The following is a 22,712-nucleotide window of genomic DNA, read 5'->3' as shown; positions in this document are numbered from 1 at the left end:
CATGACCGCACCACCCCATGGCAGGCCCCCCGCCCTGCTCCTCGTCACCGACCTGGTGGTGATCTGCCGTCACCTCCAGCTCCTCACCGACGCCGAGCGCCGCGGCCTGGCCGTCCTGACCGTCGTCGGCCCCGAGACCCCGGCCGACCGGCTCGCCCGGCACCGCGCCGACCCGGACCACCCCCTGTCGCGCGTCGCCGAAATCGTCCACGTGCCCGACTGCACGCTCGACACCCTGGTCGGCGCCGTCCACGGCCTGCTGCGCACCTACGACGTGCGGGCCCTGCTCAACTGCGGCGAGGTGTTCGCCGAACCCGCCGGCACCCTCGCCGAGGCGCTGGGGCTGCCCGGCCCCGGCGCGCACGCCGCGCGGGTCTCCCGCAACAAGGTGCTCCAGCGGCTCGCCGCACCCGCCCTGGCACCCCGCTGGACGCAGCTCGGCACCGAGGCCCGTGCCGCGGCCCTCGACGGCGACGACGACACGCTCGCCCGCCTCGTGGGCGACGTCCCGCTGCCCGCGGTCCTCAAGCCGGCCGGGCGGATGTCCAGTTCGGGCGTACGGGCCGTCGAGTCCCTCGGTGAACTCCGCACCGAACTCGCCCACTACCCGCAGGACGAGACGCTCCTGTTGGAGGAGCGGGCGCGGGGCGCCGAGTACTCCGTCGAGGCCCTGGTGTGCGCCGGCGAGACCGTCTGGGCGGGCATCACCGCCAAGGACACCAACGAGTGCGCGACGCGCTACTTCACCGAGACCGGCCACACCTCTCCCGCCCCCGCCCTCGGCGCGGCGGACGAGGCACGCCTCCTCGACGCCAACGCGCGCCTGCTCGACGCCATCGGCTTCGGCACCGGCATGAGCCACGCCGAGTTCCGCCTCGGCCCCGACGGCGTCGTCCTGATGGAGGTCGCCGTCCGCCCGCCCGGCGACGCCATCACCAAGCTGTGGCACCTCGCCACCGGCCGGCCCCTGGAGCCCGCGCTCCTGGACCTGGCCCTGGGGGAGCGGCCCCTGGTCGCGCCCCCGCGCCGCCGGGCCCGGCAGGTCTACCTCGACCATCCGCACGGCGAACTCGCCGACGTGGTCTGCGACGGCACACCCGTGCGCTGGATCACCCGCGACGGCGCCTGGCCCGAGTTCGTCCCCACCACGTCCGGCGCACCGCCCCGGCTCTGCGCCGTGATCGTCACCCGCGACAGCGGCGACACGCTCGGCGACCTCACCGACTCCGGCGGGCGCGCCGTCTCGATCGTCGTCGACGCGCCCGAGGACGAGGACGTCCACGCCGTCGCCGAACGGTTCGCCAAGACCGTCCGCGTCAGCACCCACCCGAACAGGAGCACCCCATGACGACCGCCACGGACACGGTGGCCCCCGCCGACGGCCGCGAGGAACGACGCCGCCGCGCCAACGAGGAGGCGGTGCGCCGGATCGTCACGTCCGAGCCCGTCCTGGTGGACGTCCGCCCCGCCGGCGAGGTCCTCCCCGGCATGACCCCGCACACCATCCTCACCTCCGGCGCGCCCATGGACTGGTCCGCCTACACCGGAGGCCAGCGCAACGCCGTCATCGGCGCCGTCCTCTTCGAAGGCCTGGCCGCCACCGCCGAGGAGGCCGACGCCCGCCTCGCGTCCGGCGACATCCGGCTCGCGCCCTGCCACGACCACGGCGCCGTGGGCTCCGTCAGCGGCGTCTGCTCGGCGTCCATGCCCGTCCTCGTCGTCCGCGACCAGGCCAACGGCACCACCGGGCACTGCCGGATGAACGAGGGCATCGCCCGCGAGTCCCTGACCTTCGGCGTCTGCAACGAGGCCGTCCTGCGGCAGATGGCCCACGTGCGGGACGTCATCGCGCCCACGCTCGCCGACGCCGTCCGCTCCGTCGGCGGCATCCCCCTCAAGCCCGTCATCCGGCGGGCCCTCAACATGGGCGACGACCTGCACAGCCGCAACATCGCGGCGTCGCTGATCTTCCGGGCCCGCATCCAGGAGGCGCTGCTCGCCGCGCGGGGCGTCATCGACGACCGGCGGGCGCTGGGCCTCTCCGTGTTCCTCACCGAGTCCGACTACTTCTTCCTGCACCTGTCGATGGCCGCGGGCAAGGCCGCCGCCGACGCCGCGTCCGGCATCCCGGGCAGCAGCGTCGTCACCGCGATGACCGTCAGCGAGAAGGAGTTCGCGCTGCGGCTCTCCGGCACCGGCCCCCGCTGGTTCCGCCACCCGCTGCCGCCCATCACCAGCCTCCCCATCAAGCTGTTCGACGGCTTCACGCCCGACGACCTCGCCTTCATGGGCGGCGAGAGCACCATCACCGAGACCATCGGCCTCGGCGGGATGGCCGCCGCGGCCGCCATGCCCCTGCAGGACTACGCGGCCGGCTCGCCCGAGGGGATGGTCGAGCAGACCGACCGGATGTACCGCATCACCCTCGCCGAACACCCCGTCTACCGCATCCCGTTCCTCCGCTTCCGCGGCACGCCCACCGGCATCGACGCCCGCCTCGTCGCCGACACCGGCATCCCGCCGGTGATCCACATGGGCGCCTCCCACCGCGACGGAGGGCACATCGGGGCCGGGCTGTTCCTTCCCCCGCTGGACCCGTTCAGGGCCGCGCTCGACGCCCTGCACACCCTCGACGACACCGACGACACCACCGGCACCTCCGAGATCCCCGAGGACCACGCATGACCCACTCGACCGACCCCCGGTCCGGGACCGTCACCGAAACCACCGCCGCGGCGGCCGCCCCGGCCACCGCCGAGCGCACCTCGCCGCGCCACTGGCTGGCCACCGTCTCCATCTCCCTCGCCGTGTTCGCGTTCACGACGACCGAGATGGTCCCCATCGGCCTGCTCACGGCCATCGGCCCCGACCTGGACGTCACCACCGGTACCACCGGCCTCGCGGTGACCCTGTTCGGCGGCATCGCCGGTCTCGCCGCCCCCTTCATGACGAGCTTCACCCGCACCGTCGACCGGCGGGCCCTGATGCTCGTGCTGGCCCTCGTCCTCATCGCGGGCAACGAACTCACCGCACTCGCCCCGAACTTCGCCGTGCTGATGGCCGCCCGGGTCGTCCTGGGCTTCGCCCACGGCCTCATGTGGTCCATCGCCGCGAGCATCGCCCTGCGCCTCGTCGCGCCGAAGGACGCGGTCCGGGCCACCTCCGTCGTCTTCGGCGGCATCTCCGTGGCCTCCGTCGTCGGCGTCCCGCTCGGCACGTTCATCGGCGAACTCACCGACTGGCGCACCGTCTTCCACTCCATCGCCGGACTCGGCGCCGTCTTCCTGGTCGCCGCCGCCGTCCTGCTGCCCAAGCTCCCCTCGCGCAACGCCGCACGCGTGGCGGACCTGCCCCGCCTGCTGCGGGACCGCAACATCCTCACCGCGATCGTCATCACCGTGCTGGTCGTCGCCGGGCACTTCGCCGCGTACACGTACCTCGCCCCCTACCTGGAGGACCGGGCCGGCATCGACCCGAAGCTGATCAGCACGATGCTCCTCGTGTACGGCGTCGCCGGTGTGGCCGGCAACTTCGTCGGCGGCGCCGCTGCCGCCCGCAACCTGCGCGGCACGCTGCTCGTCGCCATCGCCGGGCTCGCGGCGACGCTCGTCGCGCTGCTCGCCGTCGGCACGTTCCAGCCGGGCGTCTACCTGCTCCTGGTGCTGTGGGGCCTGTCCTTCACCGCCGTCCCCGTGTGCGTCCAGACCGTGGTGTTCACGTACGCGGGCGACTCGCCCGAGGCGGCGACCTCGCTGTTCGTCCTGGGCTTCAACGTCTCCGTCGGCCTCGGCTCGCTCATCGGCGGCCTCATCGTCGACCGCGCGAGCCTCACGGCGGTCTTCGTCACCGGCGCCGCACTCGCCGTCCTCGCCCTGCTCAACGTCCTGCGGCTGGAGAAGGAGGCGACGACGCCATGACCTCGGCCACAGCGCCCGCGACAGCGCCGGACGCCGGGACGGCGGCGCCCGGCAGGGGGGCGGCGGCGCCCGCCGCCCAGGAGCCGCCCGAGTACGCGCTGCTGCCGTCCGCCCGGCCCGTGTCGTTCGTCGACGCCGACGGCCGGGCGGCCGGGCCCGGGCCCCGCCCGTACCCCGTGCCGGACGACACCGAACTGGTCGCCGCCCACCGCGCGCTCGTCGTGGGCCGGCGCCTCGACCAGCAGGCCACCAACCTGGCCAAGCAGGGCGAACTCGCGGTCTACCCGTCCTCGCTCGGCCAGGAGGCCTGCCAGATCGGCGCCGCCCTGGCCCTCGGCCCCCGGGACTGGCTGTTCCCCACGTACCGCGACTGCGTGGCGGTCATGACCCGGGGCGTCGACCCGGTGGAGACCCTCACCCTCATGCGCGGCGACTGGCACTGCGGCTACGACCCGGTCGCCCACCGCATCGCCCCCCAGTGCACGCCCCTCGCCACCCAGGCGCCGCACGCCGTCGGCCTCGCCCACGCCGCCCGCCTGCGCGGCGAGGACACCGTCGCCCTCGTCCTCATCGGGGACGGCGCCACCAGCGAGGGCGACTTCCACGAGGCGCTCAACTTCGCCGCGGTCTTCAAGGCGCCCGTCGCGTTCCTCGTCCAGAACAACGCCTACGCGATCTCCGTACCGCTGGACCGGCAGACGGCCGCGCCCTCCCTCGCCCACAAGGGCATCGGCTACGGCATGCCCGGCGAACGCGTCGACGGCAACGACGTGGCCGCCGTCCTCGGCGTCCTGCGCCACGCCGTCGAGCGCGCCCGCCGCGGCGAGGGCCCCACGCTCGTGGAGGCCCACACCTACCGCATGGAGCCGCACTCGAACGCCGACGACGACGGCCGCTACCGCGACGCCGGCGAGGTGGCCCGGTGGCGCCACCGCGACCCGATCGCCCGGCTGGAGACCTACCTCACCGAGCGCGGACTGCTCACCGAGGACGACATCCGGGCCGCCGCCGACGAGGCCGAGGAACGCGCGGCCGCGCTGCGCACCGGCCTCGTCCGCTCCGAACCCCCGTCGGCCGAGGCGCTCCTGCGCGAGGTGACGGCGGACGACTCCGCCCAACTCGCCCGGGACCGCGAGCTGTTGCTGTGGGAACTCGAACGGGAGGACGACACCCCATGACCCTCGTGACCGAGAGCGGCGCACGCCCCGCGATACCGGCCGCGCCGCCACCGGCCGCCGCGCCTTCGCAGGACCCGCGCCCGGCCGCCGGCGCCGTGCCCGCCGTCCGCCCGACCTCGATGGCCGAGGCCCTGAACCGCGCCCTCCTGCACGCCATGGCCTCGGACGACTCCGTCGTGGTCTTCGGCGAGGACGTCGGCCGCCTGGGCGGGGTGTTCCGCATCACCGACGGCCTCCAGTCCGCCTTCGGCGCCGAACGCTGCTTCGACACCCCGCTCGCCGAGTCCGCGATCGTCGGCATGGCCGTCGGCATGGCGATGAACGGCTTCCGGCCGGTCGTGGAGATGCAGTTCGACGCCTTCGCCCTCCCCGCGTTCGAGCAGGTCGTCGGACACGTCGCCAAGATGCGCAACCGCACCCGCGGCCGGCTCCCCCTCCCCATGGTCATCCGCGTGCCGTACGGGGGCGGGATCGGCGGCGTCGAGCACCACAGCGACTCCTCCGAGGCCTACTACGCGCACACCGCCGGGCTCACCGTCGTCGCCCCCGCCACGGTCGCCGACGCCTACAGCCTGCTGCGCGACGCGATCGACCACCCCGACCCCGTCGTCTTCCTGGAGCCCAAGCGCCTCTACTGGTCCCGGGAGGACGCCGCCCTCCCGGCCCGTACGGAACCGATCGGCACGGCCGCCGTACGCCGCGCGGGCGAGGACGCCACGCTCATCGCCTACGGGCCCTGCGTGCCGGTCGCCCTGGCAGCCGCGGAGGCCGCCGCGGAGGAGGGCCGCGACCTGGAGGTCGTCGACCTGCGCAGTGTCGCTCCCTTCGACGAGGAGACCGTCGTCGAGTGCGTACGGCGCACCGGCCGCGCCGTCGTGGTCGCCGAGGCGTCCGGGGTCGCCTCGGTCTCCTCCGAGATCGCGGCCCGCGTCACCGAGCGCTGCTTCCACCACCTCCATGCCCCCGTCCGGCGGGTGACGGGCCTCCACATCCCGTATCCGCCGCCGAAGCTGGAGCGCCACCACCTTCCCGACGTCGACCGGATCCTCGACGCCGTCGACGCACTGCAGTGGGAGGACGGCGCATGAGCCCGCGCGAGTTCCGGCTCCCCGACCTGGGGGAGGGCCTGGTGGACGCGGAGATCGTCCGCTGGCTCGTCGCCGTCGGGGACACGGTCGCCGTCGACCAGCCCGTCGTGGAGGTGGAGACCGCCAAGTCCGCCGTCGAGGTCCCGTCGCCGCACGCCGGTGTCGTCGTCGCCCTGCACGCCCCCGAGGGCGGCACCGTCTCCGTCGACGCCCCGCTCCTCACGGTCGGCGACCCCGCGGGCGACGAGCCGGCGGGCGACGAGCCGGCGAAGGGCTCCGGCAACGTCCTCGTCGGCTACGGAACGGCGCCGCAGGGTGACGCCAAGGGCCGCCGGCGCCGCCGCACGACGGCACCCCGCGGGCCGGATCGGGCCCGGCGCGCCGACCGGCCCGACGCACGCCGGGACGCGCGGGACGGCACCCCGGCCCGTACCGCCACCGTCCGGCTCCCCTCCGCCGTACGCCACACCCTCCCTGCCCGCCAGGCCGCCGGCCCCGCCCACGCGCCCGCGGTCCTCTCGCCCGTCGTCCGCCGACTGGCCGCCGAGCGCGGGCTCGACCTGCGGACCGTCGACGGCACCGGCCCCGGAGGGCTCATCACCCGCCGGGACGTCGAGACCGCCGCGCCCACAGGCGCCACCACCCCGGTATCCGCCACCACCACACCCGTTTCCGCCGCCACCCCCGAACCCGCCCGGACCGCGGTGACCGCCCGCGTGCCCCTCACCGGCGTCCGCCGGACCATCGCCGAGCGGCTCACCCGCTCCGCCGCCGTCCCCACCGCCACCGTATGGGTCGACGCGGACGTGACCGGCCTCGTACGGCTCCGCGACACCCTGCGCTCCCGATCCGACGAGGCGCCCGGACTGCTCGCCCTGCTCGCCCGGATCACCGCCTCCGGACTGCGCCGCTTCCCCGAACTCAACGCCTCCGTCGAGGGCGACGACATCGTGCGGTACGCCGACGTGCACCTCGGCATCGCCGCCCGCACCCCGCGCGGTCTCCTCGTCCCCGTCGTCCGCCACGCCGGACGGCTCACCGCCCGGGAGACGCACCGCGAGATCACCCGGCTGGTGGGCGCGGCCAGGGCGGGCGAGCTGCCCCCGGCCGAGCTGACCGGTTCCACCTTCACGCTCAACAACTACGGGGGCTTCGGCGTCGACGGCAGCTCCCCGCTCCTCAACCCGCCCGAGGCCGGGATCCTCGGCGTCGGCCGGGTCCTCGACCGTCCCTGGGTCGTCGACGGCGCCCTGACCGTCCGCAAGGTCGCCCAGTTCGCGCTCGTCTTCGACCACCGCGTCTGTGACGGCGAGACCGCCGGAGGCTTCCTGCGGCACGTCGCCGACCACGCCGAGAACCCCGCCCTGGCCCTCGCCGACCTCTGAACCACCCGCCCGCCCCTGCTCCATGTGCCGCCACGTGCGGAGAACGGAGACCCCAGTGACCACGACCCCGGCCTCTCCCGCCGGCGCGGGCCTCGTCCCCCGCCTGGCGGCCGGCGAATTGGCCGACCTCCAACTGCGCCGACTGCGCGGGACCCTGCGCCACGCCTACGACAACGTGCCCTTCTACCGGAAGTCGTTCGACGCGGCCGGCGTCACCCCCGACGACTGCCGCTCCCTCGCCGACCTCGCGCACTTCCCCTTCACCACCAAGGCCGACCTGCGCGACCACTACCCCCTCGGCCTGTGCGCCGTGCCGGACGACCGCGTCCGCCGCATCCACGCCTCCAGCGGTACGACGGGCCGGCCCACGCTCGTCCCGTACACCGACGGGGACCTGGAACGCTGGGCCGACCTGGTGGCCCGGTGCCTGCGCGCGGCGGGCGCCCGGCCCGGTGACCGGGTCCACATCGCGTACGGCTACGGGCTGTTCACCGGCGGCCTCGGCGCGCACTACGGTGCCGAACGGCTCGGCTGCACCGTCGTCCCGGCCTCCGTCGCGATGACCGGCAGGCAGGTGAGGCTGATCCAGGACCTGCGCCCCACGATCATCATGGCCACCCCCTCCTACCTCCTCACGCTCCTCGACGAGTGCGAGCGGCAGGGCGTCGACCCCCGCTCCACGTCGCTGCGCGTCGGGCTCCTCGGCGCCGAGCCGTGGACCGAGGCGATGCGCGCCGAGATCGAGCAGCGCTCGGGCATCGACGCCGTCGACATCTACGGCCTGTCCGAGGCGATCGGGCCCGGTGTCGCCGGTGAGAGCGTCCGCACCAAGGACGGCGTGCACCTCTGGGAGGACCACTTCCTCCCGGAGATCGTCGACCCGGCGACCCTCGCCGTGCAGGAGGACGGCCGCCCCGGCGAACTCGTCCTCACCTCCCTCACCAAGGAGGCCATGCCCGTCATCCGCTACCGCACCCGCGACCTCACCCGCCTGCTGCCCGGCACCGACTTCGGCTTCCGGCGCATGGAGCGCATCAGGGGCCGCAGCGACGACATGCTCGTCGTCCGCGGCGTGAACCTGTTCCCCACGCAGGTGGAGGAGGCGGTGCTGCGCACCGACGGCCTCGCCCCGCACTTCCGTGTCGTCCTCACCCGGGAGGGGCGGCTCGACCGCGTCACTGTACGGGCCGAGGCACACCCCGCCGCGGCGGGTGAGGAGCGGCGCGCGGCCGCCGGACACGCGCTGGCCCGCGCCCTGCGCGAGACCACTGGGCTCGGCATGGCCGTGGAGATCTGCGCCCCCGGCTCGCTGGAGCGCTCGTCGGGCAAGCTCAGCCGCGTCATGGACCACCGCGGCACGGACTCGGCGCACGCCTCCCGTCCGGACACCGCGGCTGCGCCGGGGCCGATACGGTGACCGCCGCCGCGTCCGCCCCCGCCCGCCCCGGACCGCCGCGCCGCCCGGCCGGCTCCGGCCGCTCGGGCCGTCCGGCCCACAGCCAGGCGACCCTGCTGGACTCCGCCGTGGAGGCGTTCATCGAACGCGGCTACGACGGCACCAGCATGGAGCACCTCGCCGCCCGCCTCGGCATCACCAAGTCGTCCATCTACCACCACGTCATGGGCAAGGCCGAGCTGTACCTGATGGCGCTGGACGAGGCCGCCGAGCGGTTCGCGCCCCTGGTCGACGCCGTGTCCGCCCCGGACGCCGACTGCCGGGGGGCCGAGCGTCCCGTACGGCTCGTGCGCTCCGTACTGGAGCTGCCGGCCGACCGGCAGGGCCCACTGGAACTGCTGCTCAGCATCCGCGACGGACGGGAGGAGGCCCCCGGGGCGCTCCTGCGCCGCCGGCACCTCGAAGCCCGGGTGGCCGACGTCGTCGGACTCGCCGTACGGGAGTGCGGCGCCGACGACGGCCCACCGGTGGCCGTGGCCGTACGCACCCGGCTCCTCCTCGACCTGTTGTGCTCCCTCCTCGTCCAGCGCCGCCTGGGCCGGCTGCCGGCCACGGCCGCGCACGGCCCGGCCGCGCTGGCCCGACTGGTGACCGGCTGCGTCCGCTGACGCCCCTTCCTCCCCGCCGAGTTCCGCCTTCCCGTCAAGGAGACGACCCCGCATGACCCACGACGTGTACGAGATCGAGGACTTCGTCCTGGAGAGCGGCGCCACCCTGCGCCCCGCGCGGCTGGCCTACCGCACCTACGGCACCCTGAACGCCGACCGGTCCAACGCGGTGCTGTTCCCCACCTGGTTCGCCGGCAGCCACGAGGCCAACGAATGGCTCATCGGCCCCGGCGAGGCCCTGGACACCGACCGGTACTTCGTCATCGTGCCGAATCTCTTCGGCAACGGCCTGTCCTCCTCGCCTTCCAACACGCCCCCGCCCTACGACCGCGCCCGCTTCCCCGCCGTCAGCGTCCGCGACAACGTCGCCGCCCAGCACCGCCTGGTCACCGAGGTGTTCGGCATCGAGCGGCTGGCCCTCGTCACCGGCTGCTCCATGGGCGCGCTCCAGACGTACCAGTGGGCCGTCAGCCACCCCGGCATGGTCGAGCGCGCCGCGCCCTACTGCGGGGCGGCCCGCACCTCGCCGCACAACTCCGTCTTCATCGAAGGGGTCCGGGCGGCGCTCACCACCGACCAGGACTGGCGGGGCGGCTGGTACGACCGTCCGCCGCGCGCCGGCCTGCGGGCCTTCGCCCGGGTGTACGCCGGATGGGGGTTCTCCCAGGCGTTCTACCGCACCCACACCTACCGCGAGCTGGGCCACGCCTCCCTGGAGGACTTCCTCGCCCACTTCTGGGAGATGAACTTCCACCACGCGGACGCCAATGACCTGCTCGCCATGCTCGACACCTGGCAGCGCGCCGACGTGGGCACCACCCCCGGATTCGACGGCGACACCGCGCGCGCTCTCGGCACGATCCGGGCCCGGCTGCTGGCGCTCCCCTCGGAGACCGACCTGTACTTCCCGCCCGCCGACGAGGAGTGGGCCTCGGCCTTCGTCCGGCAGGGAGAGGTACGGGAGATTCCCGGCGTCTGGGGTCACTTGGCCGGCGGGGGCGGCGACCCGAAGGCCGCCGCGTTCATCGCCGACGCGCTGCGCGAGCTGCTGGCGTCGCCTCCCGGCGGGGCGACGAACGAGGCGCGGGGGGAGTCCGCGGTCAACGGCGCCGGGGGAGCCGGCGGCGTCCGGGGCGAGGGGACGCGGCCGTGACCGGCTCCGGCGTCCTGGACTTCCGCTCCGACACCGTCACGAAGCCCGACGACCGCATGCGGGCCGCCATGGCCGCCGCGGAGGTCGGCGACGACGTGCTGGACGGCGACCCGACCATGCGCGCCCTGGAGGAGAAGGCCGCCGAACTCCTGGGTGTCGAGGCCGCGTTGTGGGTGCCCAGCGGCTCGATGGGCAATCTCGTCGCGCTCTTCCTGCACCTGAGGCCCGGCGACCGGTTCCTCGCGCCCGCCCAGGCGCACGTACTGGAGAGCGAGGTCGGCACCGCCAGTTGGCTGGCGGGCGGCATGGCCCACCCGCTGCCCTGGCGGCCGGACCTGCCGGGCGCCGTCTCGGCCGAGGACGTGCGCGCCGTGGCCACCGCGGCCGGCCCGTACTTCGCCCTCCGCACCACCCTGCTGTGCCTGGAGAACACCCACAACGCCGCCGGCGGCACGGTCGTCCCGCCCGACGCGTACCGGCGTGTGACGGACACCGCGCACGAACTCGGCCTGACCGTCCACCTCGACGGGGCCCGGGTCTGGCACGCCGCCGTCGCCCTGGGCGTGAAACCCGCCGAGCTCACCCGCGGCGCCCACACCGTGCAGGCCTGTCTGAGCAAAGGGCTCGGAGCGCCCGTCGGCTCGGTCGTCGGCGGCAGCGCCGCCTTCGTCGACGAGGCGCGGCGGGTGCGCAAGATGCTCGGCGGCGGCGTACGCCAGGGCGGCGTCCTCGCCGCCGCCGGAATCGTCGCCCTCGACACCGTGGACCGGCTGGCCGACGACCACGAGAACGCCCGCCTCCTCGCCGAGGGCCTGACCGCGCTCGGCTGGGAGGTGACGGAGCCGCAGACCAACATCGTCATGGCCCGCGTCCCCGACGTCACCGGCACGGTCGACCGGCTGGCCGCAGCCGGGGTCCTCACCGTCCCGGTCGGCGGACGCGTCCGGCTGACGACCCATCGCGACGTCAGCCGCGACGACGTCCGCACCGCCCTGGAGCGCATCGCGCCGCTCGCCGTGTGACGCCCTCCGACGAGACCCCGCCCTTGGCCCCCGCACGCACCCGGCCCACCCCCCTTACGGGCACGCCGCCGACCGCGCGGCGCCCCCACGAGCACCCGGATGGAGACCACCATGCCCACCAAACCCGCCCCACCCGCCGCCCACGGCGCACCCCCACCCCTCCACCGGTCGGGGGCGCGCCCCTCCTCCCGCCCGCGCCCCCTGCCGCTCCTCGGCGCCCTCGGCACCGGCGCGGCGTTGGCCTTGGAATCTGTTGTCAACGGCGAGCTGGGCCGGGGGATCAGACCCGTGCCCGCGGCCGCGTTCTCCGACCTGCTGAGCCTGCTCATCATGGTGTGTGTCGCACCGTTCCTGCCCGGCCTGCGGCCCGCGTTCCGCCGCATCGGGCCCGCGCTGCGCGACCGGCGGCTGCGCCCCTGGCACCTCATGGGCGGCGTGGCGGGCGGCTGCATGGTGCTGACCCAGGCCGCCGTCGCCGCCGACCTCGGGCCGGCCCTCTACGCACTGGCCCTCGTGTCCGGCCAGACCCTCGCCGGGCTGCTCGTCGACCACTTCGGGCTCGGACCGGGCGGCGCCCTGAACGTCTCCGTGCGCCGGGGTCTCGGCGCCGCGCTCACCGTGGTGGCCGTCATCGCCCCCGTGGTCCTGGAGCCGGGCGACCACGGCGCGGTCTGGCTGGCGGCCGTCCCGTTCCTCGCCGGCGCGGGTCTCTCGCTGCAACTGGCCGCGAACGGCCGTACCGACGAGGTCGCCGGCAACGCCTACCCCTCGGTGATCCTCAGCTTCCTCACCGGCGCGGTGATTCTGCTGCTCGCCCTCGCGGCCGACCTCGCCGCCCACGGAGCGCCGGAGACCTGGCCCACGAACCCCCTCGACTACACGGGCGGCGCGCTGGGCGTGGTCGTCGTCCTGGGCTCGGTGCTCGTCGTCCGGCGCATCGGCGTCCTGGCGACCGGCCTCGGCATGATCGCCGGCCAAGTGGCAAGTTCCGTGCTGCTCGGCGCCGTTCTGCACACCGGTGCGGCCCAGGGCTGGGTCACCGCCACGTCGGCGGCGCTCCTGCTGGCGGCGGTAGCCCTCGCTTCGACGGCCGAACGCCGGCCCACGGGCCCGGTGCCGCGGCCGCGGACCCCCTCTTCGCACTGACCGGTGCCGGTGCCGACCACTGTCGACTTGGAGCCTTTCATGCAGGTTGCCTATCTGGGCCCGGCCGGATCGTTCACGGAACTCGCCGCGCACAAGCTCGTGACGCCCGACGAGGACCTCACCCCGCGGGCCTCGGTACCGCTGGCCCTGCGGCACGTCCGCTCGGGCGCGGTCGGCGCAGCCGTCGTACCGCTGGAGAACTCCGTGGAGGGCGTCGTGCCCACCACCGTCGACGGCCTCGTCCGCGGCATGCCCCTGCGGATCACGGGTGAGGCGCTGCTCCCCGTGACCTTCGCCCTCGCCTGCGCGCCCGGCGCCACCAAGGCGTCGATCCGCCGGGTCCTCACCCATCCGCACGCGCACAGCCAGTGCTGCGACTGGCTCGCCCGCGAGCTGCCCGAAGCGGAGTTCGTCCCCGCGGGCTCCACCTCCGAGGCGGCCGCGACGGCGGCCCGGGAGCCCGACCCGAAGACGGCGGCCGTGTGCGCCCCCGCGACCGCCGAGCGCTACGGCCTCGACGTCCTGGCCACCGACATCGGCGCGCGCAGGAACGCGGTCACCCGGTTCGTCCGCGTCACCGGGCCCGACGCCGCAGCGCCGGCACCCACCGGGCGCGACCGGACGTCCGTCGTGCTGCCGCTCCTGGACCAGGTGGGCGCGCTCCACCGCGTCCTCGGTGCGTTCGCCCGCCACGGGGCGAACCTCACGGCCATCAACTCCCGCCCCACGGGCGACGCCCTCGGCCGGTACTGCTTCTTCCTGGAGTGCGACGGGCACATCGCCGATACGGCGGTGGCCCGGGCGTTCGAGGAACTGCGCCGCCACGCGCCCCAGGCGCTGGTCCTCGGCAGCTACCCCCAGGCCCCGACCCCCGCCCCGCCCGCCGGCCCCACCTCCACCCCGGCCCTCGCCCACAGCTGACCCCCCCCCACGGGAACGCAACCGCCCCGCCCGGCGCATGCCGAGCGGGGCGGAAGCGCGTGAACGGCAGCCCAGAGAGGCGGGGATCACGCCGGAGGTGGCAACCCCCCGACCGCAACGGGGCGCCGCTCGGACCTTGCGGATGGCGCGGAGGCCGTCGTTCGGGCTGCGGCCGGTGCAGACGAGCCCCTCGCCGTACGCGGCGAAGGTCTTGAGGAAGGAGGGCCCGAGGCGTCTACAGAAGCGGACCAGGTTCTCGGGGCCGTCGACAGACGGCCGCGCTGGGTGTTCATGCCCGGCGGGAACATCGGGCGGACCTCGGGGCAGCGGGTGAAGAGGATCGCGCAGCAGTAGACCGTCCTGTCCGTGGCCAGTGGCTCCACCACCGCGGCGGAGGCGCGTATGAAGCCGATCCCGTGGGGCGATAGGGGGAACCGGGGCGACTCGACGACCGGGCGGATGTCAGGAGTGCGATCCGGTCCTCAGTGCCTGGAGGCCGGCCCGTCACGGGCGGTGCCGTGCGTGGCGACTTCGAAACCGGACCCGATGGCAGAGGACCTCCGTCGCGCTCGCCGTCGCGGCGGCGGCGATGGTTTGCGGCCGCCGTGCCCTCCGCTGTGCCCGCTGCCGGGCCCGCGGCGGCGCCGGACCGGTCCTGTCCCGCTGCGGGGGCGAGGATCGTGGCGCCGGTGTCGTGGTCGAGCAGGTGAGCGCTGTTCCCCAGCCCGCCGTCGGCCAGCGGATGAGGTGACCGCCCCGAAAGCAACGGCGGCCTCCAGGACCCGGGAACGGGGACGTGTGGCCACACCCATCAAACTCGACTACATTAATCCATGGATTTATGGAGGATATCGTGTCGGAGAACACGAAGAACGCGACGAAGGCGCGGCTGTACGACGCGTTCGCGGCCAGTGGTAAGGCGCTGGCCAGCGGAAAGCGTCTGGAGCTGCTGGATCTGCTGGCCCAGGGCGAACGTACCGTCGACGCGCTGGCGAAGGCGGCCGGGCTCAATCTGACCACCGCCTCCGCGCACCTGCAGACCCTCAAGCAGGCCGGTTTCGTCGCCACTCGCCGCGAGGGCGTGCGCATCCACTACCGGCTGGCCGGTGACGACGTCGCCCAGCTGTTCGCGCTGCTGCGCAAGGTCGCCGACCGTCACCAGGCTGCCGTGCCCGCTGCGCGTGACGCCTACCTCGGCCAGGACACCGCTGCCGAGCTCGGCCGGGAGGAACTGTGCGCTCGTGCGGCGGCCGGGGATGTCGTCGTGCTCGACGTGCGCCCGGTGGAGGAGTACCGGGCCGGGCACATTCCCGGTGCGCTGTCCATCCCGGTCGACGAACTCGCCGGCAGGACCAACGAGCTGCCCGAGGACCTGGAGATCGTCGTCTACTGCCGCGGCGAGTACTGTGTTCTCGCCTACGACGCGGTACGGCTGCTGACCGACCGCGGACGGCGCGCGATCCGCCTCAACGACGGCATGCTCGAGTGGCGCCTGTCGGAGTTGCCCGTCGACACCGCGGACTCGGCGTGACCGCCGACCAGGCCTCGACACCGAGTGAACCCACCTCCGGCGCACCGGCCCACACAGCGCCCAACATCCGGCGTCGGCCCGTGCCACGGCCGAGCCCTCTCTGTCGGGATCGCCAGGCCCGCCCGGTCCCACACCGTTCCCAGCAGCTCCGGAAAGAGACATGACCAGGACCACGTCCACGACGACGGCCCCCATACCCGACGCCGTCCAGGCACAGCGACGCATCCTGCGTGTCCTGGTCGCCTCCCAGATCCTCAGCGGCGCAGGTCTGGCCGCCGGTGTCACCGTCGGCGCCCTGCTTGCCCAGGACATGCTCGGCTCCACCAGCCTCGCCGGCCTGCCCAGCGCGCTGTTCACCGCCGGATCCGCCCTCGCCGCCGTCACTGTCGGCCGCATCTCCCAAGCCAGAGGCCGTCGCCCCGGCCTCGCCACCGGCTACCTCACCGGCGCCCTCGGCTCCGCCGGCGTCATCACCGCCGCCGTCCTCGACAACCCCGTCCTGCTGTTCATCGCCCTGTTCGTCTACGGCGCCGGCACCGCCACCAACCTCCAGGCACGTTACGCCGGTGCCGACCTGGCCCCGGCCGGCCACCGCGCCCGCGCCGTCTCCATCGTCCTGGTCGCCACCACCCTCGGCGGCGTCGCCGGACCCAACCTTGCCGGCCCCTCCGGCACCCTCGCCGAATACCTCGGCATCCCCCACCTCGCCGGACTCTTCGTCATCTCCGGCGCCGCCTACGCGCTGGCCGCGCTCGTCCTCACCATCTGGCTGCGCCCCGACCCGCTGCTCCTGGCACGCGACCTCGCCCGGGCCACGGAAGCCGGCGCCGCGACCGCCCCGGCCGCCGCCGAGCCCGCCGACGCCGGCGAGAGCCGCGGCGGCGTGGCCCTCGGCGCGCTGGTCATGATCCTCACCCAGCTCGTCATGGTCGCGATAATGACGATGACACCGGTCCACATGCACGACCACGGCCACTCCACCGCCGCCTCCGGCCTCGTCATCGGCATCCACATCGGCGCCATGTACCTGCCCTCACCCCTGACCGGCTGGCTCGTGGACCGCTGCGGCCGCATCAAGATCGCCGCTGCCTCCGGCCTCACCCTCTTGGCCGCAGGCGTCCTCGCCGCCGCGGCGCCCGACGACTGCGTCGCCCTCCTCGCACTCGCCCTCGCCCTGTTGGGCCTGGGGTGGAACTTCGGCCTGGTCTCCGGCACCGCGATCATCACCGACACCGTCCCGCTCGCCACCCGCGCCAAGACCCAGGGCCTGGTCGACGTCTCCATCGCCATCGGCGGTGCCACCGGCGGCATGGCTTCCGGCATCATGGTCGCCGCCACCAGCTACCCCGCGCTGGCCCTCACCGGCGGCGCACTCTCCCTCGCCCTCCTGCCCGCCATCGCCGCCACGGCCTACCGCCGATGAGGCACCATGAACCCCGAGACCCCGGGCGCGTTCGGTGAGGAAAGCAGCGGGGAAGGCTCTGGAGCATCCTCACGAAGATCCGCCTCGGCGCGGCTGAGATGCCGAATGAGTTCCCGGGAGGCGACCAGCCGCGCCCAGGCAGGCGGGTGCTGACCCCCGCCCCGGAGCGCCCCACTTGGTCGCGAGCGCTTCAACTGGCCATTCTGGGCCCGGCGTTCGCCGAGGCCGGTTCGTCAGTTCGCGAGACGGCGAGAATGGTGTGATGAACCGAGTCATTCGCTTGGCGGCATCGGCTTGCGTCGGATCCGTCGCCCTGCTGTCCGGCTGTTCCGCGGACAGCGCCCCGAGTCCCGATCGCTCGTCCGCCAGTCCCCGCCCCGCAGCCACTTCGACCGTCGCGCCGGAGGTCGCGGTCCAACTGGCCGAACGCTACCGCCGGTCGGGCGGGATGAAGGACGTGTACGGGATTCAGCGGAGCTCCCGCCCCGACGGCGTCCCTCAGCTGACTGTCTGGACGCACAACCCGGACGACGACGCCGAGCCCTTCGATGAGCTCAAGGACTCGATCACCGGATTCCTCCAGCGCGAGGAGGGGCTTTCCTTGAGACAGGGCTATCTGATGGATGTCTTCGGTCCGCACGGGAAGCTGCAGCACCGGCTCGACGCCCGCCCATAGCTCCGGTGCGGTAGCCGATCAGAGGCTGGTGCCGCCGATGAGGGCGACGACGCTGCACCAGGCGGCCCACCCGCCGGCCAGGACGCCGGCGGCCACGGCTGCGGCCCTCGCCCATCGCGGTTGCTGCGCGGGTGCGGGAGTTGCCCGGTCGGGACGGGCGCGGTGGTTCATGCGGTTCTCCTGAAACATGCCTTCGGCAAAGGGACGTGGCTGGCGGCACAGTCTTGTGGCCGTCCGTACGTCATGTTCTCGGCGTGAACACTTCGCAGCATCTTCGTTAGACAAAGCCTTCTCCCGCTACCCGTGGTAACCGGAAGGTGTTGTGGCATCCGCACTCGAAATGGCCAACTCCGCTGCGTACGCCAGGAATTGGCGCCAAACGGCCGACCCCCGAGTCCTGTGCCGGCGCTGACGGTGTGTGGTCGTGGGCGGTGCGGCGGGGCCGGGTGTGGTGTGCCGGAGGGTTGTCGGAGTCGGGCACTGGCTGTGGTCATCCTCACGTGCTGTCGATGTTTACGCCGGCTGGACTGTGATTACCAGGGGCTACTGATCGCTTACCGGTCGTGCCTTCAATTACCTCCTGGTAGAAGTCGATGCAGTGTCAACTCTCCTTTGATGGGCGGAAGTTGGTGTGCCATAACGATCTCCGCCACCCCCCGAAAGTCGTGTTCATGTCACTGGAGGTCGTTGTGAAGAACATCGTTCGTAAGGCTGCTGTCGGCGTCGTGGTCCCCGTCGCGGCGCTCGCGCTGACGCTGGGGGCGGCGCAGGCGGCGGTGGCCGGTGCCGGTGCCGCGACGTCGGGGGCCGCCGCGCAGCAGTCCGTGATCGGTGAGCTGGAGGCCGCGATCGCCGCGGACGTCGAAGCGGCGGTCGAGGCGCGGGTTGACGCGGATGTCACCGCCCAGGTCACCGTCGCGGTCCTCGCCGGGAGCGTGGTGGACGTGTCCGTCGATGTCACCGCGGATGCCCAGGTGCAGGCCGACGCCCAGGCCGAGGCCGCGATCGCGGCGGACATCGAGGCCGCGGTCGAGGCCCGGGTCCGGGCCTACCTCGGTCTCTCCGTCGACGTGGACGCGGTCGTCCGTGTCGACGGCACCGTCACCGTGGACGTCGTCACCCTCTGAACGGGTGACGACGCCGTTCCGCTCACCCTTTGCTGACGCGGAACGGACGACGGCGTACGGCGGGCGGCACCCCGGCTCACAGGGCGGGGTGCCGCCCGCACCGCGTCCCTGGCCGGGCGCGGTGCGGTGGCCGGGCTCGGTTCGGTCGCTGTGTTGCCGGTGGCGCGAGGTTGGCGGGTTCGGCTGGGGGTCGCGCCGCTCGGGGCTGGTTCAGTAGCCGTTGGGGGTGAGGACGTCGACGTAGATGGGGTCTCGTTCGGTGCCGCCGAGGGTGACGGAGTCGTATTTCACGTAGCCGTAGTAGGCGTTGGCGTCGATGGCCTGGCCGTTGCCGATGTAGACGCCGGTGTGGTCGAGGTCGCCGCCGTAGCGGATGCCGTCGTTGGGGTCGGTGTCCCAGAAGATGAGGTCTCCGGGGCGGGGCGTGGTGGTGCGGCGGCCCTGGTTGATCTGGCCCTGGAGCCAGTAGTTGAGCTGGAGGCCGCGCCCGGTGGCGGCCTTGGTGCCGTCCCAGATGGCGTGGCGGTTGAGGCATTCGCAGTCGACGCGGAGGGTGCCGCAGGTCCAGCCGTACTCGAGCTTGTACGGGGTGCCGAGGTAGGCCTTGGCGGCGTTCACGACCGCTTGCCGCACGCCGGCGGCCTGCGCGGAGAGGTCCGCGGCGGATGCGGGCCGCGGCCTCTCGTCCGGGGCTGCCGGGGCTGCCGTGGCTGCTGTGGCGGGGGCGGCGAGTACGCCCGCGAGGACGGCGGCGGAGGCTGCTGACGCGAGGGTGGCGCGCCGACGGCGGAATGTGGAGGGCATGACTCTCCTCGTGTGGGGTCAGTGGCTGGTGCGTGATGTGTGCGGGTGACGGGGGAGCAGGTCGCGCACGGACTGGTGGGGCAGGGCCGGGACGTGGTGGCCGTCCCGGCCGGTCATGGGGGTGTTGCAGACCAGGGCGTCGGCGACGGCCTCTTCGACGCACTGCACGGTCGCCTCGCAGAACGGGTCGATGTGGCCGAGCGGCAGGAAGTCGAGCCGGTCGAGCCGTGGTGCTGAGGTGCGGCGCGGCGGGTCGCTGTGCAGCGCGCCGGCGTTGGCGGTGGAGAAGGCGAGGAACAGGTCGCCGGAGAAGTGCGAGCCGGTGGTTCCGGTGCGGGCCAGGCCGAGCGGGACGCGACGGGCGAGTGCGGCGCACTGCGCCGGCAGCAGCGGCACGTCGGTGGCGACGACGGCGATGACGGACCCCGCGCCCGGAGGCAGTTGACGCCCGGCGAGCGGATCCGTGCCACCGAGGAGCCGGCCGACGGGCACACCGGCGAGGGTGAGTTCGCGCCGGGCACCGAAGTTGGCCTGGACGAGGACGGCGACGGTGTAGTCGGTGCCCGCGAAGGAGACGATCCGGGAGGCCGTCCCGGTGCCGCCTTTGAAGCCGTAGCAGCACATCCCGGTGCCCCCGCCCACGGACCCGAGCGGGAACGCGCCGGGGCGCGCGGCGTCGAGCGCCCGCCGGGCGACGGCGGGTGTGACGTGGTCGCCGTCGATGTCGTTGAGGTGCCCGTCATAGGTCTCGCCGATCACCGGCAGATGCCACCCCTCCCGTGAAGCGGGCAGGCGGGCGTTCATCCAGTCGATGACGGCCCGGTGGCATGCGCCGACGGCGTGGGTGTTGGTGAGCAGGACCGGTGAGGCCAGGGTGCCGCTCTCACGGATCCAGGCCGCTCCGGTCATCTCGCCGTTGCCGTTCAGCACGTGGAGACCCGCAGCGCAGGGCTGCGCCAGGCCACCGCGCCCCCGCGGCAGGATCGCGGTGACGCCGGTGCGTACCGGCCCGGCACCGGGCCGCAGCGGACCGTCGCCGCTGATGAGTGTGACGAGGCCGACCTCGACACCCGGGACGTCGGTCAGCGCGTTCAAGGGGCCGGGCGTGCCGTCGAACGGGACGGGCAGCTCGCGTGCGCGAACGCGGCGCGCACCGCCCGCGCCGGAACCGGGCCAGGTGACGGGAGAGGCCGGGCTGTCCATCGCACTCCCTCCCGTATTCTTCGGACGGTACGACAAAGAACCTAGAAGTCACGACGCGTACACGTCAATAGGCCGGGGATAGCATCAGGTCGTCAAAGTCTCCGCCGCCGTCGAGGAGGGCCCGTGGCACGCCCCAAGCAGCAAGAGGCGCGACGCGAAGAACTCGTGCGCGCCGCCCGCGCCGCCATCCTCCAACGCGGTCTGTCGGCCACCCGGGTACGCGACATCGCCGACCAGGCCGGCCTCGCCGTCGGCACCGTCACCTACTACTTCCGCGAACTCGACGACCTGTTCGACCTGGTGTTCGCCGAGGCCGTCGAACGGTTCTGCACCGGACGCGAGAACAACGCCACCAAGAGCGAAGACCCGCGCGCCCAACTCGCCGCCGTACTGCGCTCCGGACTCCCCACCGGCCCGGACGACGAACTGTGCTGCCTGCTCTACGAGTTCTCACCCGCCGCCCGCCAACGCCCCACCCACGCCGCGCTGCGCCGCGAGCTGTACGGCAGGCAGGTCGAGCTCTACATCCGCGTCCTCACCGCTGGACAAGACACCGGGCGCTTCCGCCTCCAAAGGCCCGCCCCCGAAATCGCCGCGAACCTCGTCGCACTCGAAGACGCGTACGGCTACCACGTCATCGCCGAGACATTCATGACCCGGCAGACAGCCGAACAGCACATGTTCGGCTACGCCTCACTCGCCACCAACGACCCGCTGCTCGTTCCCTGACCCCCGCACGGACCTGACCAACTCGGACCGATGAGGGCCACGATGACTCGGCGGTGCGCGGTTGTTCCCTGTCTCCCGCGGCAGCCGCAATCCCGTGCCTGATCAGCGGAACCCGCATGCGAGGGTTCGTAGAGAGAACGACCTCGTCACCCATGCCCCGGAGGGGCGCGGGTGACGGTGGCATGGTCACGGTCGTCAAGGAGGCGCCCTCATCAGCGGACCGCGGCTGCCCAGAGTCTCCGTGAAGTGCGACTTCCCAGTGCCGGACGGGCCAGATCCCTCCCCGCGCCCGGGAGACCCGCTTTCGGTGTTTGCACCGGCCGGGACCCACTCCGTCCTCGGCCGGTTCCGCGTGCCAACATGGCGGACATGACTGCGAGTTCCCCGCCTCCCACCCCACGCCGGTTCCGCCGAGGGCCCGAGCGTGCGGTGGCGCGACGAGCGCCGCCTGCTGATCCTCAAGGGGGATCGCCTCGGCGCACTCCTCGAGGTCCACGACACGGAGGAACTCGAGGAGGAGGAACACCGCACCTTCAAGTGGGGCGGCCCGTGGAACGCGGACGAGCCGTCGGACTTCGCGTTCCTTCCCGTGGCAACTCGACCGCGGCGGTCCGGGCTGGGCACCCGACATGTACCCGGGAGGCCGCCTCGCGCCGAGCCTGGACCGCCTCGGCGAGGCACTCACTCTGCTGCTCGGTTCGCTGGTGGAACACTTGCCGGCGCAGGTCGGCTCGAACTGGGCCGGCCTGGTGATCACCCACAGGGGCCGGGACGCAGTGCAGATCATGTTCGACCCGGACGACGGCCTCCGCCTCTCCCGGACCGACCGCGCCGGATCCTGTACCGAGGACTCGATGCACGAGATCGGCTGGCAGGCCCGCGACTCCCACCGATGGTCGGCCGCCTTCCCCGAGGCCACCGAGGACTCCGCCGCGCGAGCCGCCCGCCTGGTGGTCGCCCAACTGCGCGTGCTCGGCGTGGAAAACCCGGCCGAGGAGTGCTGTCTGCACGACGTCACCGGCAACGACATGGGCTCCTTCACCCTCTACGGCGCAGGCTTGCCGCGGTGACGGGCCACCGCGGCAACTCCGGCGCCCCCACCCGGGGGGAGTAGAGGTGGTCAAGCGGTTCACGTCGAAGCGGGGTGGTCGCGGCCGTGCGACGGAGCGGCGAGGCCGGCGTCGTGCCCGGGGACGGCCTCGGCGAACCGGCCGTCCGCCGACTCGTTGGCGGCCCCGTCCATGTGAGGCCCTAGTACTGCAACGGTGCTTGTTCTGAGTGCTGGGCAGTTTTCAGGGGCTGTGTCCGCGTCGTTTGTAGTGGCTGATGCGGGCTTGGTGCTGGC

At 73.5% G+C, this 22,712-nt stretch carries 21 protein-coding genes; 18 read left to right on the top strand and 3 right to left on the bottom strand.

Translation table 11 applies throughout. The features are described 5' to 3' along the window. The first annotated feature begins 1 nt into the window (after nucleotide 1). The 15 genes from ACZ7D7_RS33410 to ACZ7D7_RS33340 all read left to right on the top strand — a co-directional run bounded on the left by ACZ7D7_RS33410 (nucleotide 2) and on the right by ACZ7D7_RS33340 (nucleotide 17,504). Nucleotides 2–1,348 carry an ATP-grasp domain-containing protein gene (locus ACZ7D7_RS33410; protein ID WP_470829274.1) on the top strand — a complete coding sequence of 449 codons (1,347 nt, stop codon included), beginning with the start codon at nucleotides 2–4 and terminating at the stop codon, nucleotides 1,346–1,348. Continuing rightward, nucleotides 1,345–2,685 carry a YlbE family protein gene (locus ACZ7D7_RS33405; RefSeq protein ID WP_470829272.1) on the top strand — a complete coding sequence of 447 codons (1,341 nt, stop codon included), beginning with the start codon at nucleotides 1,345–1,347 and terminating at the stop codon, nucleotides 2,683–2,685. The genes ACZ7D7_RS33410 and ACZ7D7_RS33405 overlap by 4 nt, the downstream gene beginning before the upstream one ends. Beyond that, the gene (locus ACZ7D7_RS33400) at nucleotides 2,682–3,917 is read left to right on the top strand and encodes an MFS transporter (protein WP_470829270.1); all 1,236 of its coding nucleotides are present in this window, start codon (nucleotides 2,682–2,684) and stop codon (nucleotides 3,915–3,917) included. Before ACZ7D7_RS33405 ends, ACZ7D7_RS33400 begins: the two co-directional genes overlap by 4 nt. After that, entirely contained in the window at nucleotides 3,914–5,095 is a 1,182-nt protein-coding gene (locus ACZ7D7_RS33395) for a thiamine pyrophosphate-dependent dehydrogenase E1 component subunit alpha (protein ID WP_470829268.1), read from the top strand. Before ACZ7D7_RS33400 ends, ACZ7D7_RS33395 begins: the two co-directional genes overlap by 4 nt. A gap of 119 nt (nucleotides 5,096–5,214) precedes the next feature. Next, a complete protein-coding gene (locus ACZ7D7_RS33390; protein ID WP_470829298.1) occupies nucleotides 5,215–6,183 on the top strand; it encodes an alpha-ketoacid dehydrogenase subunit beta in 969 nt (322 codons plus the stop codon). After that, nucleotides 6,180–7,568 (top strand): dihydrolipoamide acetyltransferase family protein, encoded by a 1,389-nt coding sequence (locus ACZ7D7_RS33385; RefSeq protein ID WP_470829267.1) that lies wholly within the window; start codon nucleotides 6,180–6,182, stop codon nucleotides 7,566–7,568. The genes ACZ7D7_RS33390 and ACZ7D7_RS33385 overlap by 4 nt, the downstream gene beginning before the upstream one ends. Nucleotides 7,569–7,623: 55 nt before the next feature. Next, nucleotides 7,624–8,985, top strand: a complete 1,362-nt coding sequence (locus ACZ7D7_RS33380; protein WP_470829265.1) for a phenylacetate--CoA ligase family protein — start codon at nucleotides 7,624–7,626, stop codon at nucleotides 8,983–8,985. Continuing rightward, nucleotides 8,982–9,632, top strand: coding sequence for a TetR/AcrR family transcriptional regulator (locus ACZ7D7_RS33375; protein ID WP_470829263.1), 651 nt, complete (start codon nucleotides 8,982–8,984; stop codon nucleotides 9,630–9,632). Before ACZ7D7_RS33380 ends, ACZ7D7_RS33375 begins: the two co-directional genes overlap by 4 nt. A gap of 52 nt (nucleotides 9,633–9,684) precedes the next feature. Beyond that, nucleotides 9,685–10,785 carry an alpha/beta fold hydrolase gene (locus tag ACZ7D7_RS33370; protein ID WP_470829261.1) on the top strand — a complete coding sequence of 367 codons (1,101 nt, stop codon included), beginning with the start codon at nucleotides 9,685–9,687 and terminating at the stop codon, nucleotides 10,783–10,785. After that, on the top strand, nucleotides 10,782–11,807 hold the full coding sequence (locus tag ACZ7D7_RS33365; RefSeq protein WP_470829259.1) for a threonine aldolase family protein: 1,026 nt from the start codon (nucleotides 10,782–10,784) through the stop codon (nucleotides 11,805–11,807). Before ACZ7D7_RS33370 ends, ACZ7D7_RS33365 begins: the two co-directional genes overlap by 4 nt. 111 nt (nucleotides 11,808–11,918) lie before the next feature. Continuing rightward, nucleotides 11,919–12,953, top strand: a complete 1,035-nt coding sequence (locus ACZ7D7_RS33360; RefSeq protein ID WP_470829257.1) for a DMT family transporter — start codon at nucleotides 11,919–11,921, stop codon at nucleotides 12,951–12,953. A gap of 39 nt (nucleotides 12,954–12,992) precedes the next feature. After that, entirely contained in the window at nucleotides 12,993–13,874 is an 882-nt protein-coding gene (gene pheA / locus ACZ7D7_RS33355) for a prephenate dehydratase (RefSeq protein ID WP_470829256.1), read from the top strand. A gap of 853 nt (nucleotides 13,875–14,727) precedes the next feature. Next, nucleotides 14,728–15,405 carry an ArsR/SmtB family transcription factor gene (locus ACZ7D7_RS33350; protein ID WP_470829254.1) on the top strand — a complete coding sequence of 226 codons (678 nt, stop codon included), beginning with the start codon at nucleotides 14,728–14,730 and terminating at the stop codon, nucleotides 15,403–15,405. 160 nt (nucleotides 15,406–15,565) lie between these two features. Beyond that, entirely contained in the window at nucleotides 15,566–16,828 is a 1,263-nt protein-coding gene (locus ACZ7D7_RS33345; RefSeq protein WP_470829252.1) for an MFS transporter, read from the top strand. A 262-nt stretch (nucleotides 16,829–17,090) separates the two neighbouring features. After that, entirely contained in the window at nucleotides 17,091–17,504 is a 414-nt protein-coding gene (locus tag ACZ7D7_RS33340) for a hypothetical protein (RefSeq protein ID WP_470829251.1), read from the top strand. Nucleotides 17,505–17,522: 18 nt separating this feature from the next. Here ACZ7D7_RS33340 and ACZ7D7_RS33335 read toward each other — a convergent pair whose 3' ends face one another. Next, nucleotides 17,523–17,675 (bottom strand): hypothetical protein, encoded by a 153-nt coding sequence (locus ACZ7D7_RS33335; RefSeq protein ID WP_470829250.1) that lies wholly within the window; start codon nucleotides 17,673–17,675, stop codon nucleotides 17,523–17,525. A 500-nt stretch (nucleotides 17,676–18,175) separates the two neighbouring features. Between ACZ7D7_RS33335 and ACZ7D7_RS33330 the strand changes: the two genes are divergently transcribed. Next, nucleotides 18,176–18,631: a hypothetical protein gene (locus ACZ7D7_RS33330; protein ID WP_470829249.1), complete on the top strand. Its 456-nt coding sequence runs from the start codon at nucleotides 18,176–18,178 to the stop codon at nucleotides 18,629–18,631. 210 nt (nucleotides 18,632–18,841) lie between these two features. Here the strand turns inward: ACZ7D7_RS33330 and ACZ7D7_RS33325 are convergent, their stop codons facing one another. Together ACZ7D7_RS33325 and ACZ7D7_RS33320 are read right to left on the bottom strand one after the other, a co-directional pair. Beyond that, nucleotides 18,842–19,435, bottom strand: coding sequence for an NlpC/P60 family protein (locus ACZ7D7_RS33325; protein WP_470829248.1), 594 nt, complete (start codon nucleotides 19,433–19,435; stop codon nucleotides 18,842–18,844). 18 nt (nucleotides 19,436–19,453) lie between these two features. Further along, a complete protein-coding gene (locus tag ACZ7D7_RS33320; protein ID WP_470829246.1) occupies nucleotides 19,454–20,638 on the bottom strand; it encodes a DmpA family aminopeptidase in 1,185 nt (394 codons plus the stop codon). 123 nt (nucleotides 20,639–20,761) lie between these two features. Between ACZ7D7_RS33320 and ACZ7D7_RS33315 the strand changes: the two genes are divergently transcribed. Then, nucleotides 20,762–21,367 carry a TetR/AcrR family transcriptional regulator gene (locus ACZ7D7_RS33315; RefSeq protein WP_470829245.1) on the top strand — a complete coding sequence of 202 codons (606 nt, stop codon included), beginning with the start codon at nucleotides 20,762–20,764 and terminating at the stop codon, nucleotides 21,365–21,367. A 629-nt stretch (nucleotides 21,368–21,996) separates the two neighbouring features. Continuing rightward, nucleotides 21,997–22,437 carry a TY-Chap domain-containing protein gene (locus ACZ7D7_RS33310; RefSeq protein ID WP_470829243.1) on the top strand — a complete coding sequence of 147 codons (441 nt, stop codon included), beginning with the start codon at nucleotides 21,997–21,999 and terminating at the stop codon, nucleotides 22,435–22,437. The last annotated feature ends 275 nt before the right edge of the window (nucleotides 22,438–22,712 follow it).

The organism is Streptomyces sp. NPDC037054, from assembly GCF_055606745.1.
The sequence above is the reverse complement of the archived record's forward strand: the minus strand, read 5'-3'. Positions and strand labels throughout refer to the sequence as shown.

Excerpts from the sequence above, each read along its gene's own strand:
- ACZ7D7_RS33320 (WP_470829246.1), bottom strand. The coding sequence starts at position 20,638 with ATGGACAGCCCGGCCTCTCCCGTCACCTGGCCCGGTTCCGGCGCGGGC.
- ACZ7D7_RS33335 (WP_470829250.1), bottom strand. The coding sequence starts at position 17,675 with ATGAACCACCGCGCCCGTCCCGACCGGGCAACTCCCGCACCCGCGCAG.
- ACZ7D7_RS33405 (WP_470829272.1), top strand. The coding sequence starts at position 1,345 with ATGACGACCGCCACGGACACGGTGGCCCCCGCCGACGGCCGCGAGGAA.
- ACZ7D7_RS33395 (WP_470829268.1), top strand. The coding sequence starts at position 3,914 with ATGACCTCGGCCACAGCGCCCGCGACAGCGCCGGACGCCGGGACGGCG.
- ACZ7D7_RS33310 (WP_470829243.1), top strand. The coding sequence starts at position 21,997 with ATGTACCCGGGAGGCCGCCTCGCGCCGAGCCTGGACCGCCTCGGCGAG.
- ACZ7D7_RS33345 (WP_470829252.1), top strand. The coding sequence starts at position 15,566 with ATGACCAGGACCACGTCCACGACGACGGCCCCCATACCCGACGCCGTC.
- ACZ7D7_RS33340 (WP_470829251.1), top strand. The coding sequence starts at position 17,091 with ATGAACCGAGTCATTCGCTTGGCGGCATCGGCTTGCGTCGGATCCGTC.
- ACZ7D7_RS33370 (WP_470829261.1), top strand. The coding sequence starts at position 9,685 with ATGACCCACGACGTGTACGAGATCGAGGACTTCGTCCTGGAGAGCGGC.
- ACZ7D7_RS33400 (WP_470829270.1), top strand. The coding sequence starts at position 2,682 with ATGACCCACTCGACCGACCCCCGGTCCGGGACCGTCACCGAAACCACC.
- ACZ7D7_RS33385 (WP_470829267.1), top strand. The coding sequence starts at position 6,180 with ATGAGCCCGCGCGAGTTCCGGCTCCCCGACCTGGGGGAGGGCCTGGTG.
- ACZ7D7_RS33360 (WP_470829257.1), top strand. The coding sequence starts at position 11,919 with ATGCCCACCAAACCCGCCCCACCCGCCGCCCACGGCGCACCCCCACCC.
- ACZ7D7_RS33390 (WP_470829298.1), top strand. The coding sequence starts at position 5,215 with ATGGCCGAGGCCCTGAACCGCGCCCTCCTGCACGCCATGGCCTCGGAC.
- pheA (WP_470829256.1), top strand. The coding sequence starts at position 12,993 with ATGCAGGTTGCCTATCTGGGCCCGGCCGGATCGTTCACGGAACTCGCC.
- ACZ7D7_RS33410 (WP_470829274.1), top strand. The coding sequence starts at position 2 with ATGACCGCACCACCCCATGGCAGGCCCCCCGCCCTGCTCCTCGTCACC.
- ACZ7D7_RS33325 (WP_470829248.1), bottom strand. The coding sequence starts at position 19,435 with ATGCCCTCCACATTCCGCCGTCGGCGCGCCACCCTCGCGTCAGCAGCC.
- ACZ7D7_RS33330 (WP_470829249.1), top strand. The coding sequence starts at position 18,176 with ATGTCACTGGAGGTCGTTGTGAAGAACATCGTTCGTAAGGCTGCTGTC.